Here is a 16,768-nt window from a genome sequence, read left to right on the forward strand (position 1 = left end):
AAAATTCATATGCACGTATCACCTTTCTCTTTGACTTGTTTCTCGACAATTCAAGTATAAAAGAAATTGGTGATCACGTGCATTTTTTTGTTCAATTGTTTGAGAACCCCAACATTTATTATAGAACCAAAAAAGAAGCCGTCACAAGGACGACTTCTTTCCTACATACTCTTCTCAAGCTTCTTATACTTCATCAACATACCGATTCGCCACGGCAAGATCATCGAGAACGCGAGGATGAAGAACATGCCGCCGAGCTCTCCGACGTCTATAGTGTTACTGAGGACGATTTTGCCGACCATGCGAATGATTAGCAAGCCGAGCAAGATGACCAGAAACGCCTTCGACTTCTTCATATAAATCCTGTCGTTCTTAATCTCGAACGTTGTCGTATAAATTAAAAACGCAGAAAATATGATCCCCACGAGACTCGCCTCGAGTACTTGCGTCCACGGTACACGGAACTCGTCGAATAAGAACATCAACATCCCCGTCGACATGAACAATGGCGGTAAGATGATCTTTTTCGCCAGAATCGGCTTATTCGACGCCTTCGCTCGCATCGTGTAGACGATTGTCGTCATCACGACGAAAATTACCGTCGAACCGATGATTAAGTAAATGGAAGGAATACTTGTGAAGACATAATCTATCAGTTCTTGTATCTTATGCATCTGCGTTCCCCCACTGCACCAACTCATCTAGGCGTTTCTTCAGATCATTCATTGGAACAATCCGCGCGAAACGCGTCAACTCTTTCTGTTCGTTAAATAATAAGACAACCGGCGCTGTAAAGAGGGACAATTGTCCAGCCATTTCCGGAACTTCCGCTGCGTTCACGCGGTAGAAATCAAACGGATAATCGCCTTCGAGTGCCGCCACTTGCGGATAAAGTCCTTCGCAAACGGAGCAGTTATTCGTCTTCACGAACAACAGAAACTGCGGCGTCTCATTCAATACATGTTGCCACTCGTCAAAAGAAGTAATTTCTTTCATCATACACCTCTTTTCTGCTCACCAGCTTACATTAAAAGCCTTGGAAATCGCCAAAAATCGGGCTAAGCCAACTTGTGAAATAGACCATTCCGTTAAAGAATAGTATTATACCGAACACGATCATCAAGTAGCCGCCTACTTTCGTAATCTTCATACTGTGTTTGCGGATCCAGCCAATTCTTGTAATGAAGAATGACAAGAAGAAGAATGGAATCGCGAAACCAAGTACATAAAGCATCATATACAACATACTAGATGCTGGGTTCGTCGCGGCGAGATAAATGATGGCACCGATGATCGGTCCCATACATGGCTGCCATCCAGCGGAAAACGCTAGACCAATCAGTGCCGTACCAAAGTAACCCGCGGGACGATTTTTAAATTGCAGCTTTTTCTCTTGCATTAGAAATTCTGGTTTAAATAATCCAATCGTCATCAGTCCGAAGATGATGATGAAAATGGCACCTAGCTGACGAATCAAATCTTGATATTGCAAGAAGATGGATCCGATAAAGGATGTACTGAATCCTAAAATAATGAATACAATCGAGAATCCAAGTAAGAAGAACAGCGTGTGCAACATGCCAGCACGGTTCATTCCTTTTTTCTTATCTCCAAGTTCATCCAGTGACATGCCGGTGATATACGATATAAAGGCCGGGTATAGTGGCAGTACGCATGGAGAAATAAAACTCAGGAAACCTGCTCCAAACGCAAAGAAAATATTAACATCCGTCCCCAACAAAATTCCTCCTTTAACAGTAGGACAAGTAGAATGCCGGCAAGCGCCAACATTCCCACTCTATCGTACCAAACAAGAGGCTAGATTACGCTTCATTTGATTGTGAAATCTTTTTGACAATCACATAAACTTTACCCTTGCGTACCGTTCTGCAATTCATACATCGTGTAGTACAAGCCCTTTTGCGCAAGCAATTCTGCGTGTGTCCCACGTTCAACGATTTCGCCGTGGTGGAGCACGAGAATTAATTCGGCATCCGCGATTGTACTTAGACGGTGTGCGATCGCAATCGTCGTACGGCCTTCGCGCATCTTCTCTAAACTTTTCTGGATTGCAACTTCCGTTTCCGTATCAATATTCGCTGTCGCTTCGTCGAGCACAAGAACTTTCGGGTTCATCGCAATCGTCCGTGCGAACGCGATTAATTGACGCTGACCACTTGATAGTGTCGACCCACGTTCCGTCACTTTTTGTTCATAACCGTTCGGCAACTCTTCAATAAAGTGATTGGCTTGGACGAACTCTGCGGCTTCTCGCACATCTTCATCTGTCAACTCTTCGTTATGCAGACGGATATTGCTTGCAATATCACCGTAAAACATGAACGGATCTTGCAAGACGAGTCCTACTTTCTTGCGCAGTTCTTCTATTGGATAGTCCTTTAGCGATACTCCATCAATGAAGATGTCACCGCGCTCGTATTCATAGAAACGCATGAATAGATTGATAATCGAACTCTTCCCACTTCCTGTATGACCGACAAGTGCAACCGTTTCGCCTGCATTCGCGGTAAAGGAAATGTCTTTTAGTACATCATTTTTGCCGTCGTAACTGAACGTCACATTACGGAATTCGATCGTACCTTCTTGTATCTCTTGTGTAGACGCGGCTTTTTGTTCCGGTTCAATTTCCGGATTATCGATCAGCGCGAATACTCGTGATGCAGATACGATTGCTTGTTGGAACATCGACAAGCGTTGCATCACTTGATTGATCGGCTGGAATAGACGTCTCAGTAACGTAGTAAACGCATAGATAATCCCGACATCAACGACTGATGTAAGAGATGCCGTTCCGAAATAACTAAGTACCGCCACGATGGATAAGGCATACATTAAATCGATGAATGGCCCAAGCATCAAGCTGTCAAAACGAATATTTCGCAGTCCGACGCGGTAATGTCCTTCATTGACTTCAATGAACTCGTCAGACAAGCGTTTCTCCTGGCGAAAGGCTTGAATCATGCCCATACCGGATAAGGACTCGGAGATTTTCGCATTCAACTGACTGAGCCGTTCTCGGATATCTTGATAGAAGTCTGCACTGTAATAGCGGTAGACCGATACAAGAATGAGGAATAGCGGCAACAGGATCAGCGTATAGAGCGCGAGTTTTCCGTCTAGCGTAAAGAGCGCAATGTAGACGCCGACAATTCCGAAGATCGCCTGCATGAACGTAACCGCCACACTGACGAACATTTCCTTGATTGATTCGGTATCATTCGTTACACGTGAAACGATTCCGCCAGCTGGTGTCTGATCGAAGTACCGCAGTCCAAGCTTCTGAACTTTCGAGAACGCATCGATACGGATTTGCTGGATGATCGCGAGTGCGAGCTCTTGGAATCGCAATGTTTGGAAATACGACCCGACAATATTGACGAGTTGTAGTCCGATGTAGATCAGTGCAATAATCCATACTTCTTTCGCTGGGAAGTTTAGAGGTACGACATAGTCATCGAGGAATCGTTGGATCACTAGAGGTCCAAGAATCGTCGATGTTACCGTCAACAGCAATAATAGAGTCGCAATCAGTGCACTTTTCTTCATCGGCAAGACGTATTTCGCTAGCCTCATGAATGTTTTGAACTGATCCCTGGCGGACATCTTCTGTTTGTTATTCATCTGCGCCGCCTCCTTGCTCTACGATCGACTCTAGCTGTTGCAGATCGTACATTTCTTTATATATTCCGTTTTGTGCGATTAAACTTTCATGGTCGCCAATTTCAACGACTTCACCTTCATCAAGAACGATAATCTGATGAGCGTGCTGGATCGCACTTAAGCGGTGCGACGTAATGATAGTCGTCTTACCCGTTCTTTCTTCTTTCAATGAACGAAGAATCGCTTCTTCTGTCCGAGCATCGACGGCGGATAATGAATCATCCAGCAATAAAAGCTCAGGATCCATAAGCAACGCACGTGCAATCGACACACGCTGACGCTGACCACCGGATAATGATACGCCACGTTCTCCAACCATCGTCTCGTAGCCTTCTTCAAATGTCAGAATGTCCTCGTGAATATGCGCGGATTTCGCAGCCGCCACAATTTTCTCTGGATCAATCTTCGGGTTCGTAAAGGCAATATTTTCACCGAGTGTCGTCGAGAACAAGAAATGGTCTTGTGGCACATAGCCGATTGCTTGGCGTAAACATTCTTTCTTATACCGCGTGATCGGAATGCCACCATACGTAATCGTTCCTGTATACCCTTCGAATTCTCGCATTAATAACTTGAGAATTGCGGTTTTCCCTGAACCGGTCTTGCCGATGACGCCAAGTGTCTCACCTTGCTTGATCGTAAAGTGTAAATTACGCAACGATGCCCGCTGATCGTCTGGGAACTTGAACGTATCGATATCGAAGACAATATCTCCTTGCGGTAATTGACTCACCGCATTTGGACGATCTTGAATGCCTTGCTCAACCGAAAGTAAATCTTGAATTCGGCTGTACGACGCATTTCCTCGTTCCACAATATTGAATAGGAAACCAATTGCCAACATCGGCCATGTTAACAGTCCTAAATAGGAAGTAAACGCGACCAAATCCCCGATCGACAACTCACCTGATAAAATGAAGCGTGTACCGAAATAAAAGGATAGGACATATGAGATCGCAAATATCCCTGCAATCGTCGGATCGAACAACGCATCCACTTTCGCTACGCGCATATTCTCCTTAACGACTTGTTCCGAACGTTTCGTGAACGATTCGACATCTTCTTTTTGCTGGCCAAACGTCTTCAGCACTTTAATACCTGAAATACTCTCTTGCGCTTTGTCGTTCAAATCGGAGAATGCTTCCTGCGCTACACGGAATCGATTACGTAATAACCGTCCATAATAACTCGTCAGGATAATCATCACCGGAATTGGCACAAGAGCGATCAGCGTTAATTTCCAACTAATCGAAAACGCCATCATCAAGATGACGAAACCACCTGTCGAAATCGAATCGAAAAGTGTCAGAATTCCTGATCCCGCCGTTTGTTGCACCGCATTGATATCATTCGTTGCATGTGCCATTAAATCTCCAACACGTCGTCGCTGATAAAATGATGGCGACATGCGCGTGAAATGCGTAAACAGACGCTCTCTCATGACACGTGCAAGGTATACTGATGAGCCAAAGATCATCACGCGCCAAATATAGCGCAAGACATACATCAAGACTCCCGCCACTACTAGAATAAGCATCCAGCGTGTTAGCATCTCCGCGGTCAATTCATCTTTCGCGACCGCATCGACAATAAAACCGATAATTTTCGGCGGTGCCAGTTGCAGTAACGCGACAATCATCAGGGCCGTGATCCCTATGCTGTATTGTTTTTTTCTTTCAGAAAAAAACCAGCGTAAATCCAGTAACACTTTCACTGGCTTTCCTCCTTTATTCTGCATCACTTCTCTTGCAGTGTTTTTTATAGTGCTTGCTATTTGAGTTTAGCAAAACTTCTAGCATATCGAAAGTTACGGAACTGGGATATTTCAGTATTTGAAATAAATCCTCTCTATACTAGCGAGATCATACGACTTGATTCGACTTAATTTTATTTATAATGGCCACCGATTAATTGATTCCTTCTATACGCCGTACCGCCTGGCGTAACGGAAACCGCGCGAAGAATCGCAGCGGATCCATACTTCACACGAATTTCATCCATTACCTGACCAATTTTCTGTTGCTTCCAGTTCATTGGTTCAAATAAACTAAGTTGAAAGCTGTCATGTTCTTCGAGATTCGACAAGTTGACGGAAATATGGCGCACGGGACGCCCGTCATGGAACGTTTCAAACAGCTCCAGGCAAACGCGATAAATCGCCATCGTTTCATTCGTCGCTTCCGGCAACGTTTTTTGACGATTGAAACCGCCACCTAGCGCGTGCTTTGAATAACCGAACGATAACGTAATCGTGCGCCCTTTCTTTTTGGCAAGCCGCGCGCGCATCGCTGTATCCTCACACATCTCAAGCAACACGGCCAACACTTCGTCAGTCGTCGTATAATCGCGCAACAACGTCTGACCTTTGCCGTAACTCACTTGCCCCTCGATCAATACCGAGCCGAGGTCGGAATAATCGATACCGTGCGCATGATAATACAGTTGATTGCCCATCACACCGAACTTCTTCTCCAAATTTTCAAGTGGCGTGTGCGCGAGATCACCGACCGAATAAATGCCCATATCTTCAAGCGTTCGTTCCACTCGCTTGCCAATCCCCCACATTTTATGAAGCGGGGCAACAGGCCATAACTTCGCCGGCACATCCTCATACGTCCAGTGCGCGATTCCCGTTTTCTTCGCTTCAAGATCTAGCGCAAGCTTCGATAGCAACATATTCGGCCCAACTCCACACGCCGAACGCAACTCGAATTGCCGGTACAACTCATCCTGAATGCGGAAAATCAACGTCTCAAGAGGACCCCACAGTTTTTCGGTACCCGTAAAATCGACAAAGCTTTCATCGATACTGTACACATGAATCGCTTCTTTTGGCACATAGCGGTTCAACAACTTCGTCAATTCCATCGACACATCGATGTAAAACTGCATTTTCGGTTCAATTAAACGAATGCTTGGATCGTCCGGAATCTCATACAGACGCATGCCTGTCGTCACACCAAATCGTTTTTTTAGTGGCGGCGAAGCAGCTAGTACGACTCCGCCTTTTCTTTCGATATTGCCGACAATCGCAATCGGCACTTCCATTACATCGAGTCCTTCCATTGCTGCGGCGCAACTCGCGTAGAAGCTGCGCATATCAAGACAGGCAATTTTTCTATTCGGTAATGGTTTCATATGGCATTCACCTCTCATAAGAACAAGTGTTCTTATGAGTAGTATACCCCCATTTATTGCGTTCAAGCAATGGAAATTCGCGGGATTTGCGTATATTTTTGGTGAATTCTCTAACTAGACAAAAATATCCCGAAAATCAGAGTGTGACCTCTCACTTTCGGGATATGCTATTCAGGTATACTTTTATAGTATAGTAATTATTTACAGGGAAATATCTTCAGGAGGTTGGCCTGATTTATTCATTAAACGAATCGCTTCTGGTTCGATTTTCAAAATAACCAAGTTCGGATCTTCAGGACCATCAAACCATGCTTTCATATGATCGTTCCAGATTTTCTCTTTCAAGCTTTCGTCATCGGAAATTGTGACACGGCCGGAATACTCGACGAACGCGTCACCGAATCCTTCACCTTCATAGCCAAGCAGAATATGCGTGTGAGGATTGTCTTCGAGCTCATCCACCTTTTCCGTTTTTTTATTCGTTGGTGTATACAAAGTCAAACCATCACTCATGAATGTCATATACCGGCTGTACGGTTTATTGTTGTCCACCGTTGCCATCGTGCCCGTCATACTCTCGTTCAAAATTTTAATCACTGTATCTTTTGCAGTCATTTACTTCCGCTCCTTTCGCGATTACTCCTAGTCTTCCCACCACCGCGATTTCTAAACCTGATACGTTTCGTGTAGATAACTCATTTCAGCCAATATTGACTGCCATTGCGGGTTTGACCAAAATATCCGTATTCCGTTAAATAATTCCGAAGTGTAATGAAATCTTCATGGATTTCCGAAAGTCGATCATTCATTTCATGTTTACTGTACGAAATGTCCCCGTCAAAGCGTTTACTAATTTCCTGGACAATAATCCGTCGCTGTTTTTCTGTCGCCGGCATTTCTTTTAGCTGGCCATCTGTTCCTTCAGGGAAAAACGTGCGCAATATCGCTTGCTGCTCATCCTCGGCAACCAAATAATCATCATGGAAAAGCTGAGATGCTTTATGTGGCGGAATAAACGCCTGTGTGTACGACTCGCGTTCCTTCAATAACTCCATCATCGCAAGAAATACTTTCGCCTGACGTTCTTTCTCTTTTAGCGCAAAGCGATGATGCCGCACAGTCGTCGCACTGCCGATCTCCAGTTCTTCTTGTATATCCTTATCGCTTTTTCCTTGATAGAATAAACGCAACAAATCACCTTGATGATCCGTAATGCCCGACCATTTCTTATCAAGTTCAAGCAAATACGCAAACACTGATTGATGCGAATGTTCGATATGCACGTGCATAAATCGCTCTGCTTCATACAACGCATTTTCGTACGGATAAATCACACCTTTTTCAATCTGTTTACCACATAATAAACAATCATACGATGTAGAGCTTTCTATATAGCCTTGCTTTAATTCTGTTAATGAAGCATCCCAGAACGTTTCTGTAAATTCCATATATCTCACACTCCTAGTACATTTTTGGTCACAACAAACAAAATGTATATTCGTTTGTTCAATATATTATATGATACCCCGTACGTTCTATGACTTCAATAGTGCAACAAACAATATCTGATTTTGTTTGCGGTCTTTCTTAGAGCGCTATCCATACAGTCGCCAAACAAAATTGCACGTGATACACTACTTTCATACATACACAAACGGGGTGACATTATGTGTTTACTGGCATTTCAATTGCAAAGCCATCCGAAGTATCAACTTGTTATGATGGCGAACCGTGATGAAGCATACGGACGTCCAGCGGCGCCAGCCGACTTCTGGAGTGATCATCCGGATATTTTAGCAGGACGTGATCTCGAACAAATGGGCACGTGGCTCGGCGTTAACAAACAAGGAAAAGTCGCTGCGTTGACGAATTATCGCGACTTCTCACTACCGCAAACCGGCACACTGTCACGCGGTCATATCGTCTCTTCCTATTTACAATCAGAGCAGTCTGCACAAATATTCATGGAACAGTTGCATACGAACCGAGAGGATTATGCTGGTTGCAATGTGCTTGCCGGGTCAGCTCAGGAGATGTATTACTACTCGAACATCGAGCAATCTATCCAACAGCTAAGTCACGGAACACACGGACTGAGTAATGCATTTCTAAATACTCCTTGGCCAAAAGTGGATAAAACGAAAGCCTTACTGGCAGAGTACTTAGAACAAACGGAGACGATCGACCCCGATGTCTTATTCGATATGATGCAACGAGCGGAACGGTTTCCAACCGAACAGTTGCCTGACACAGGTGTAGGTGAGGATCTTGAGAGTTTGCTGTCTTCAATATTTATCGCGTCAAAAGACTATGGCACGCGTTGCACAACAGTACTGACAATAGATAGTGAAGATCAAGTGGAATTCGAAGAGCGCACATACGAAAAAAGCATATGTACTATCGCACAGAAATTCTCTTTCCACATCGAAAAGCCGGCTCACTCTTAAAAGAGTACAGCCGGCTTTTTTCTGTTTTTCATACATTATTTCCATATAATAGTTATAACATGTCCATATATTTTTTGAATTCAGCCAAGGCTTTTTCACGGTCTCCCGTACTGAATAAACGCTTATTCTCCGCTCCAATAATACGGTAATGCCCACCTGCGGTATGTTGTTGCAACTTATATTGCTGCCATTGCCCGATCTCCGTCCACCAATTAATCGACGCACTCGCTGCAGTTTCCCGCGAATGAATCTCTGTATGTACTGCCATTTCAGCTAATTCGATTGGATCTTCTCCCATGACCGAGCGCAACAAAGCACTCTCACGAAACAGCGCGCAAACTACTACCGCAGTAGCCCAACCAATTTCCTGGCGACCTTTCTCCAGTTGCACTAAAGTCTTCTTTGAGATACCTATAATCTCCGCCATTTGATCTTGCGTATAGTCCATCTCTGTTCGAATTAACTTCAAGCGGGGCGACACTAAGTCAATAACCGTCTGCTTATTCACTACTTTATTCCTCCTTTGCACTAATAGTGTATAATTACACTATTAGTTACTAAAGTTATTTAACTTGTAAAATAGTTGTTTATTGTGTGTTTTTTCTTCATTCGTGTAAATCAGCTTTTCTCTCTATAAGTAGTGTATCACAACTAGAATCCCTATATAAATCTCCATAGAAAAAACCTGCTGAACCGAAGCTCAACAGGTAGTAAATAGATCGTTTTAAATCGTTCTTGTAGAATCCCAGTTTGTAATATCTTCCTCTAGCGGAATTTGTGCAGCTCGTGCTTTCACTGCCGCGTTGAAGAACAAAGCTACTAGGAAGATTGAGATGACAGTCGCTCCGATTAAAGAGACATTCATTGGTAATCCGAATCCAATGGCTGCGTTTAGTATATAGGTCGTCGTAGCCATCAGCATGAACGTTCCGGGTATGAGTGCAACCCAGTAGTTCTTACCGGCAATGAAGAGATACATCGCACCTACGAATAACGCAATGACAGCCGTCGACTGATTCGCCCAGGAGAAGTAACGCCATAGAATGTTGAAGTCTATTTGAGTTAACGCGATTGATATAGCAAACATCGGAAGTGCGATCCATAGACGACTCATGATTTTCGCTTGCGGATACTTAATGTAGTCCGCGATAATCATGCGGGCACTACGGAATGCTGTGTCGCCTGATGTGATCGGTAAGATGATGACGCCGATCACCGCAAGTGTTCCTCCGACAGCACCAAGCATTGTCATGGATACTTCGCTCACAATAACTGCTGGTCCGCCAGCTGCAAGCAATTCACTCAATGTCACTCCGTTGAACAACGCCATACCAGCTGCTGCCCAGATCATCGCAATAATAGCTTCTGCAATCATCATACCGTAGAAAATTTTGCGACCTTGGCTTTCATTCTTCGTTGTCCGGGAAATAATCGGGGACTGTGTCGCATGGAAACCGGATAGCGCTCCACATGAGATCGTTAAGAATAATAACGGGAAGATTGGAATATTATCTGGATGTAAGTTCGCAAATGTTAATTCCGGAATTGGAACACCTTTGAACACCATCATGCCACCGATACCGACTGCACTGATCACAAGTAGTGCACCGAAGATTGGATAGAAACGACCGATGATCTTATCGATCGGTAATAGTGTTGCCAAAATATAATAAAGGAAAATAAGTGCTAAGATAATTCCCATTGCCATCCAACCATTCATTAGGTTGTAGAGCAGTCCTGCGGGTGCCGAAACGAATACCGTACCGACCAAGACGAGTAATAATAATGCAAACGCATTGACGATATGTTTCATCGCTTTACCTAAGAATTTTCCTGCTAGTTCAGGCAAGTGGGCTCCGCGGTTTCGGATGGAGATCATACCTGTCAGATAATCGTGTACAGCACCTGCGAAAATGGCACCAACGACAATCCAGATAAATGCGACCGGTCCGTATAACGCTCCCATAATCGGGCCGAAAATCGGGCCAACTCCTGCGATATTTAGTAATTGAATCAATGAGTTCTTGCTAGTGCTCATTGGCACGTAGTCGACTCCATCTGCGCTTGTATACGCTGGTGTCGCACGCTCTTCCTTCACGCCGAACATTTTGACGATGTACTTACCATACGTAAAATATCCGACTATTAATAAGACGATAGAAAATAAAAATGTAATCAATGCTTTTTCCCTCCCTTATAGTGATAACGCTTACATCAACTATAATAGAAAGATGTCCGAACTATGACAAAATCTCGTAACATGTCAGAATCGCGAAGTAAGATGCACTCCGAGAGATTAACATGTTACGAGATGCTTTATCCTTCAAGGCGTTGACGTAATTCTTTGACATAATTTCGGCTAACTGCCAGTTTCTCCGGCCGCTCATCGACTTCTAGTTGATAGGCTCCATTGAACCAAGGCGTCAAACTACTGACGTGCACGAGGTTCACGAGAATGCTTTTATGAATCCGGAAGAACGACGAATGTGTCAATCTACTTTCTAGTTCTTTTAATGTCATACGCGTTTCGTAATCGCGCGTAGGTGTCACGACCTTCGTCCATTTCTCTTCTCGGTGTACGTAAAGAATATCACCGATTGGAATATAGTGGATTTCACCTTCTGTTTCTACTGGTAATCGATCCATTCGTTTCGGCGACGTTTCAGGTTGAGCCCGTTGCAGCAACTGTTCTACACGTTCGATCGTCTGCCGCAGTTGCTCTTCATCATACGGCTTCAGTAAATAGTCCATCGCATGAACACGGAACGCTTGTGCCGCGAATTGCGGGTAGGCAGTGGCGAAGATAATTAACGGTACTTTTTTCAGTGCACCTAGCGTCTTTGCCACTTCCATGCCATCAACTTTCGGCATTTCAATATCGAGGAACACGACATCCGGCTGTAGTTGCATCGCCTTGATAATTGCCGACTCCCCGGAATCCGCCTCTCCGACAACTTTCACTCGTTCAAATTGTCCAAGCAAATAAATCATCTCTTCGCGCGCATACCTTTCATCATCCACGACCAATGCGCGAATCGTTTCCGTCATATCCGTTCACCTCCGATTTCGGAATATGGAATGAAATCTTCGTTCCTTCATTCGGTGTACTTTCTATTGCCAGTCCCGAATTTTCATCAAACGTCATCTTCAAGCGTCGATTGACATTATACAGGCCAAGCCCAGTACCTTTTTCAGACTCGACTTGATCCTGTCCGAGCATAGCGAGCCGCTCAGGAACAATTCCCGTGCCGTTGTCCTCCACTATAATATGAATATCATCGCCTAGTTCATGTATCGAAATATGAACGCTTGCATTCGCGTCCAACTCTTTAATACCGTGCGTAATTGCATTTTCCACGATGGGTTGCAACGTCAGTGGCGGAATCTTCTCTTGCAGGATGCTCGGATCCACATCGATACAAATCTTTAGCTTATCAATAAAACGCGCTTCTTCGATCATCAAATACGCTTCGACGTGTGCAAGTTCTTGCTGTAACGTAACCATCTTCGCCGTCGTGCCTTCGAGATTCTGACGTAAGAAAAAGGACAGCGATGACAGCAATTTACGCGCTTCGTCCGGATTCGTTCGGATCAATGAAATAATAATATTCATCGAATTAAACAGGAAATGTGGACTAATTTGCGCTTGCAATGCCTGGATTTCCGCTTCCTTCGCTAGTTGATAAGCATGATCTGCCTCGGCAATTTCCAGTTGATTGCTGAGTAATTCTGCGAGTCCCGCAATTAATTCAATCGTGACATCGGTAATCGCTTTACGCGAAGGATAGAATAGTTTCAACGTTCCAATCGTTTCACCGCGTGTTTTAAGTGGCGCAATAACAATAGCCCCTGATGCCGATACACTCGGATGTTCATGCATGACAGAGTCTGTGACTATGAGCCGACCTTCTCGAATCACTTGACGCGTTAAATCCGTCTGGATCGAACCTTCCATAACCGTCCCTTTGGATCCGACAAACGCAAGAATATCCGTTTTATCCGTCATCGCGACAGCACCTGGTTGCAACTCGTCTAGGAGGATACCGCACACCGCGGTGGCCGTATCTTTTCGCATGCCTGTCCGTAAATAACCCAGTGTCTGATCCGCAATACGCAATGTTTTTTGCGCTTGTAACGCCGTCATTTTATCTTGATCACTGATGACATTATACGCAATCAGCATGAATAAGGCAGTCCCAATACCGTTTGCTAAAATCATCGGTAAGCCAATCGCTTGTACCAATGCAAACGCTTTCTCAAACGGCTCTGCAATAACGACAATGAGCAACATTTGCAACGCTTCCGCAGCTGCACCAATCGCAAATGCCAAAAGCGGACTGATGTGCTTGCCTTTCTTATAGAAGTAACCTGCAAGAACACCAGAAATAATAGTGGAAATCCCACACGAAATAGCCGTGAATCCCCCTAAAGACATCCGATGAATCCCAGCGATAAGTCCAGCACCGATTCCGAGTCGATAGCCACCGAGCAAACCTGCAACAACAACCCCGATTACACGGGAATTCGCAATTGCCTCATCAGTATCGAGTTGCCATGACATATTTTCAAAATGAAACGTCTGCATATCTAGTGCCACACCAAAATACGTTCCGAAAATCCCGAACAATCCAAAAAAGAGTATCGCCGTCAGCTCTTGCCGACGATTCAATACATCTTGATGGATCATATTTTGGAAAAACCGAAAACGAGTCAGAAGGAAAGCGACCGCCACAATCATTCCGACCCGTTCGAACATGATGATCAGTAAATCTAGCATCGCTTTCCTCCGTTCTCAGAGATTACTTTTGTATCGCTTTGTTGACGACAGACACAACTTCCAAGCGTGTCATCTTCTCACGCCCTTCTTTTAGCGCATCCAGTGTACTATGCGCCAAAGCCAACGGAATATTACAGAAGTTCAAAATCGTCTTCGTATGGATATCTTCAATGTACGCATCCGCTAACGCCAAGTTCTCTTCTGCATAGGCAAACATTTCCGGCAGCTTCCAGTCGTTCGGGAAGAAGTTCACGTCACGCACCGCGTCTTCCTTATAGTTACGTAGAATATTAACAGACTGCAACCCGCGACCAAAACCAATCGCTAGGTCTCGATCCGTCTCCGTACCATCATACCAGCGCCAAATATCCGCAAGCATCACGCCCACTAATCCAGCGACATAATACGTATAGTCATCGAGATCTTCACGCGTCTCGATCACCCAGTCCTTACCTGCCCACTCCGCCATGCCGCGACCCATGATCGCAGTCGATTCAAGTACTTTATTACGTGCCGTTTCCGGACAGAACTCTACCCAGTCAGCTAAGCGCAACGTCACTTCAGGCAACTGATCACGGTATGGTGCGAATAACTCGTCCAGTGCAGACGCCATCGATTCACCTGTTGCGATTCCGCGGTCTAGAATATCGCTTACTTTGTTCAGCAAGTCGATAACGATCGACACGTCCAGTTGTTCATGATCTTCAATTTCATCGATTGCACGCATACACAGGTATGCAGACGCAACGGCTTCGCGAACGTTTGGTTCAAGTAATTTAATCGGTATGTAGAATGTACGGCTTGTCTCTTTTAAGACTTTCATTGCTTCTTTTTGTAATTTCGCTTCGGTTTTCATATAAGGTTCCCTCCATCAATCTTTGCACAGGTTGTGATTATATAGAATGGGTTTATTATAGCATTGATTGGGTTTGGGGTGCGACTGGAAAGGTGTTGGGGGAGGAAAAGCAAGTAGGTTGTGTGACGATTGTGCCTAAGATTGCTGAATGAGAATGGGTTGGCGCTGTTTCGTTGCGTTCCAGGCGGACGCGTTCGGGAGGGCCCGAACTAGTCGCGGTGCTCTTTTTAGTTGTTTCACCTGATCGGGCTGATCCTCCCTGAGTCGCCGCCTTCCACTTCACTTCACTGGATGGACGTTTAGGTAACTGTTCAAGTAGTAGTTCTCTGACTGCGACGAAACAGATCCTATAAAAAAGCTACCTAATGTCAACGTACGGACTTTCTAGGTAGCTCTTCTATTTTAACAATTACTCAGTCCGCGTATCATCTCTCGCACGACGAACCAAATACAAAATCCCTTCAATTGAAAGTACAACCAACAATGAAATCCCGAACAGTGGCATGATGACACCTAAAAACACCATAAGCACAACAAACCCTATCGAAATTTTACTCGTCGTCTTAGGCGGTGCCGAAATATTTCCTTTTCTCTTGCGTAACAACCACATCTTGAACCCGTAGAAAATCAGGAATAAAAATGCCAGACACACGATTAAATTAATAATTTTATTCGGCAAGCCAAACAGATGACCCTCGTGCAACGGAATTCCCCATGTGAACCATTTCGCTAAGATACCATACTCGTCATAGCCTACTTTGGAAATCAAATTGCCGCTGTATTGATCAAAATATGAAGTCATTTCTTCAGCAGGATGTACATCTAACCCTGTTACACCGGTGTTACTTCCTTTCGATACCGTGAACACACTATCTTCAGAAAATGGATATACGATCGAATACGGTGTTGAAATCTTTTCGCCCTGTACTATTTCCATCAATTCTTCAACAGCAATCCCATTATGGCCCATGTCCATTCCTGACATATCTCCATTTCCACCGTGATTCGCGTGTGGATCTGGTTTTTCGGATGAAGGGGCTTCTTCTTTACGAGTTGCCCAAGGAATCTCACTCATATCAGAAGTAGGTGGCTGTTGTTGTAGCAACGGCGTTCCAATAGAAGGATGTTCTTGGGAGGCAGTATAGATGAAATTCCCCATGAATGCGGACCAGGGAAGCCCTGTGAAAATAAGAATGATCATGGGAATAGTGATAATTGTTCCAATTAAAGCATGAACCCGTTTAAATTGGAGTCGATGTGTTGATTTCTTCGGTTTTTTTAGCGCACGACTTTTAAATGTCATATACAGTCCGGAAAATAATAAAAAGATTGCCCAGCATGCAGCTAATTCAACTAAGTAATTGACGACAGTTCCACCAACAAAGAGCGAACTATGAACATTTCTCATAATATTAGCGTACGTATACTTTGGATTTTGAGAGCCGACTATTTCGTTATGATCATCTAAAAATACGTATTTTTCTTCGCCTGACTCGGACTTTAGAGTGAGTCTCGTGTTATAGGGCTCGTCCATAATCATAACCTTCGAAACTTCAAATCCTTCGTTCTCCTGTTTCACGAGTGAAATTCCTTCGTCAATCGTCAGTTGGGATATTTCTTCACTGTTACCAAAGAAAAGATCCTTGTACGCAACCTTTTCGACATCATTGTAAAACAAGTACCCAATTCCACTCAGCGTAAGTGTAATCAGAAGTGGAGCCATGAACAAAGCACCAAAGAAGTGCCATCTCCAAAAACGATTGTATGTACCTTTTTTCATTGTGTCCCCTCCTCATCTAGTTAGTTATCATTTTATAGCTAACGCAATTGATCTCGTTTTGGATCACTATACCTCCAACAATATGGGCC

15 protein-coding genes are annotated in these 16,768 nt (G+C 44.3%); 1 reads left to right on the forward strand and 14 read right to left on the reverse strand.

Going from position 1 to position 16,768, the window contains the following annotated elements:
• Window positions 1-161: 161 nt before the first annotated feature.
• From CSV68_RS01860 to CSV68_RS01895, 8 genes are all read right to left on the reverse strand, one after another.
• On the reverse strand, window positions 162-674 hold the full coding sequence (locus CSV68_RS01860) for a CcdC family protein (protein WP_099661359.1): 513 nt from the start codon (window positions 672-674) through the stop codon (window positions 162-164).
• A complete protein-coding gene (locus CSV68_RS01865) occupies window positions 667-996 on the reverse strand; it encodes a thioredoxin family protein (protein WP_099633469.1) in 330 nt (109 codons plus the stop codon). Before CSV68_RS01865 ends, CSV68_RS01860 begins: the two co-directional genes overlap by 8 nt.
• A gap of 31 nt (window positions 997-1,027) precedes the next feature.
• A complete protein-coding gene (locus CSV68_RS01870; protein WP_099633470.1) occupies window positions 1,028-1,738 on the reverse strand; it encodes a cytochrome c biogenesis CcdA family protein in 711 nt (236 codons plus the stop codon).
• A gap of 131 nt (window positions 1,739-1,869) precedes the next feature.
• A complete protein-coding gene (locus tag CSV68_RS01875; RefSeq protein WP_099633471.1) occupies window positions 1,870-3,642 on the reverse strand; it encodes an ABC transporter ATP-binding protein in 1,773 nt (590 codons plus the stop codon).
• Window positions 3,635-5,395: an ABC transporter ATP-binding protein gene (locus tag CSV68_RS01880; protein ID WP_099633472.1), complete on the reverse strand. Its 1,761-nt coding sequence runs from the start codon at window positions 5,393-5,395 to the stop codon at window positions 3,635-3,637. The genes CSV68_RS01875 and CSV68_RS01880 overlap by 8 nt, the downstream gene beginning before the upstream one ends.
• A gap of 173 nt (window positions 5,396-5,568) precedes the next feature.
• Window positions 5,569-6,819 (reverse strand): Y-family DNA polymerase, encoded by a 1,251-nt coding sequence (locus CSV68_RS01885; RefSeq protein WP_099633473.1) that lies wholly within the window; start codon window positions 6,817-6,819, stop codon window positions 5,569-5,571.
• A gap of 201 nt (window positions 6,820-7,020) precedes the next feature.
• Window positions 7,021-7,434, reverse strand: a complete 414-nt coding sequence (locus CSV68_RS01890) for a pyridoxamine 5'-phosphate oxidase family protein (RefSeq protein ID WP_099633474.1) — start codon at window positions 7,432-7,434, stop codon at window positions 7,021-7,023.
• 80 nt (window positions 7,435-7,514) lie between these two features.
• The gene (locus tag CSV68_RS01895) at window positions 7,515-8,267 is read right to left on the reverse strand and encodes a DUF2087 domain-containing protein (RefSeq protein WP_099633475.1); all 753 of its coding nucleotides are present in this window, start codon (window positions 8,265-8,267) and stop codon (window positions 7,515-7,517) included.
• Window positions 8,268-8,486: 219 nt separating this feature from the next.
• On the opposite strand from CSV68_RS01895, the gene CSV68_RS01900 reads away from it, so the two are divergent.
• Entirely contained in the window at window positions 8,487-9,266 is a 780-nt protein-coding gene (locus tag CSV68_RS01900) for an NRDE family protein (RefSeq protein WP_099633476.1), read from the forward strand.
• A gap of 52 nt (window positions 9,267-9,318) precedes the next feature.
• Here CSV68_RS01900 and CSV68_RS01905 read toward each other — a convergent pair whose 3' ends face one another.
• The 6 genes from CSV68_RS01905 to CSV68_RS01930 form a co-directional block, all read right to left on the reverse strand.
• Complete coding sequence (locus tag CSV68_RS01905) at window positions 9,319-9,774, reverse strand: helix-turn-helix transcriptional regulator (protein ID WP_099633477.1); 456 nt, start codon at window positions 9,772-9,774, stop codon at window positions 9,319-9,321.
• Between the two features lie 216 nt (window positions 9,775-9,990).
• Complete coding sequence (locus tag CSV68_RS01910) at window positions 9,991-11,445, reverse strand: carbon starvation CstA family protein (RefSeq protein ID WP_099633478.1); 1,455 nt, start codon at window positions 11,443-11,445, stop codon at window positions 9,991-9,993.
• A 137-nt stretch (window positions 11,446-11,582) separates the two neighbouring features.
• Window positions 11,583-12,314, reverse strand: a complete 732-nt coding sequence (locus CSV68_RS01915) for a LytR/AlgR family response regulator transcription factor (protein ID WP_099661360.1) — start codon at window positions 12,312-12,314, stop codon at window positions 11,583-11,585.
• On the reverse strand, window positions 12,280-14,043 hold the full coding sequence (locus CSV68_RS01920; RefSeq protein WP_099661361.1) for a LytS/YhcK type 5TM receptor domain-containing protein: 1,764 nt from the start codon (window positions 14,041-14,043) through the stop codon (window positions 12,280-12,282). Before CSV68_RS01920 ends, CSV68_RS01915 begins: the two co-directional genes overlap by 35 nt.
• Before the next feature lie 22 nt (window positions 14,044-14,065).
• Window positions 14,066-14,899, reverse strand: a complete 834-nt coding sequence (locus CSV68_RS01925; RefSeq protein ID WP_099661362.1) for a squalene/phytoene synthase family protein — start codon at window positions 14,897-14,899, stop codon at window positions 14,066-14,068.
• A 409-nt stretch (window positions 14,900-15,308) separates the two neighbouring features.
• Window positions 15,309-16,679 carry a PepSY-associated TM helix domain-containing protein gene (locus CSV68_RS01930; RefSeq protein WP_099661363.1) on the reverse strand — a complete coding sequence of 457 codons (1,371 nt, stop codon included), beginning with the start codon at window positions 16,677-16,679 and terminating at the stop codon, window positions 15,309-15,311.
• Window positions 16,680-16,768 lie beyond the last annotated feature (89 nt).

It is taken from the genome of Sporosarcina sp. P29 (assembly GCF_002743265.1).
In the GTDB taxonomy this organism is placed as follows: Bacteria; Bacillota; Bacilli; order Bacillales_A; family Planococcaceae; genus Sporosarcina.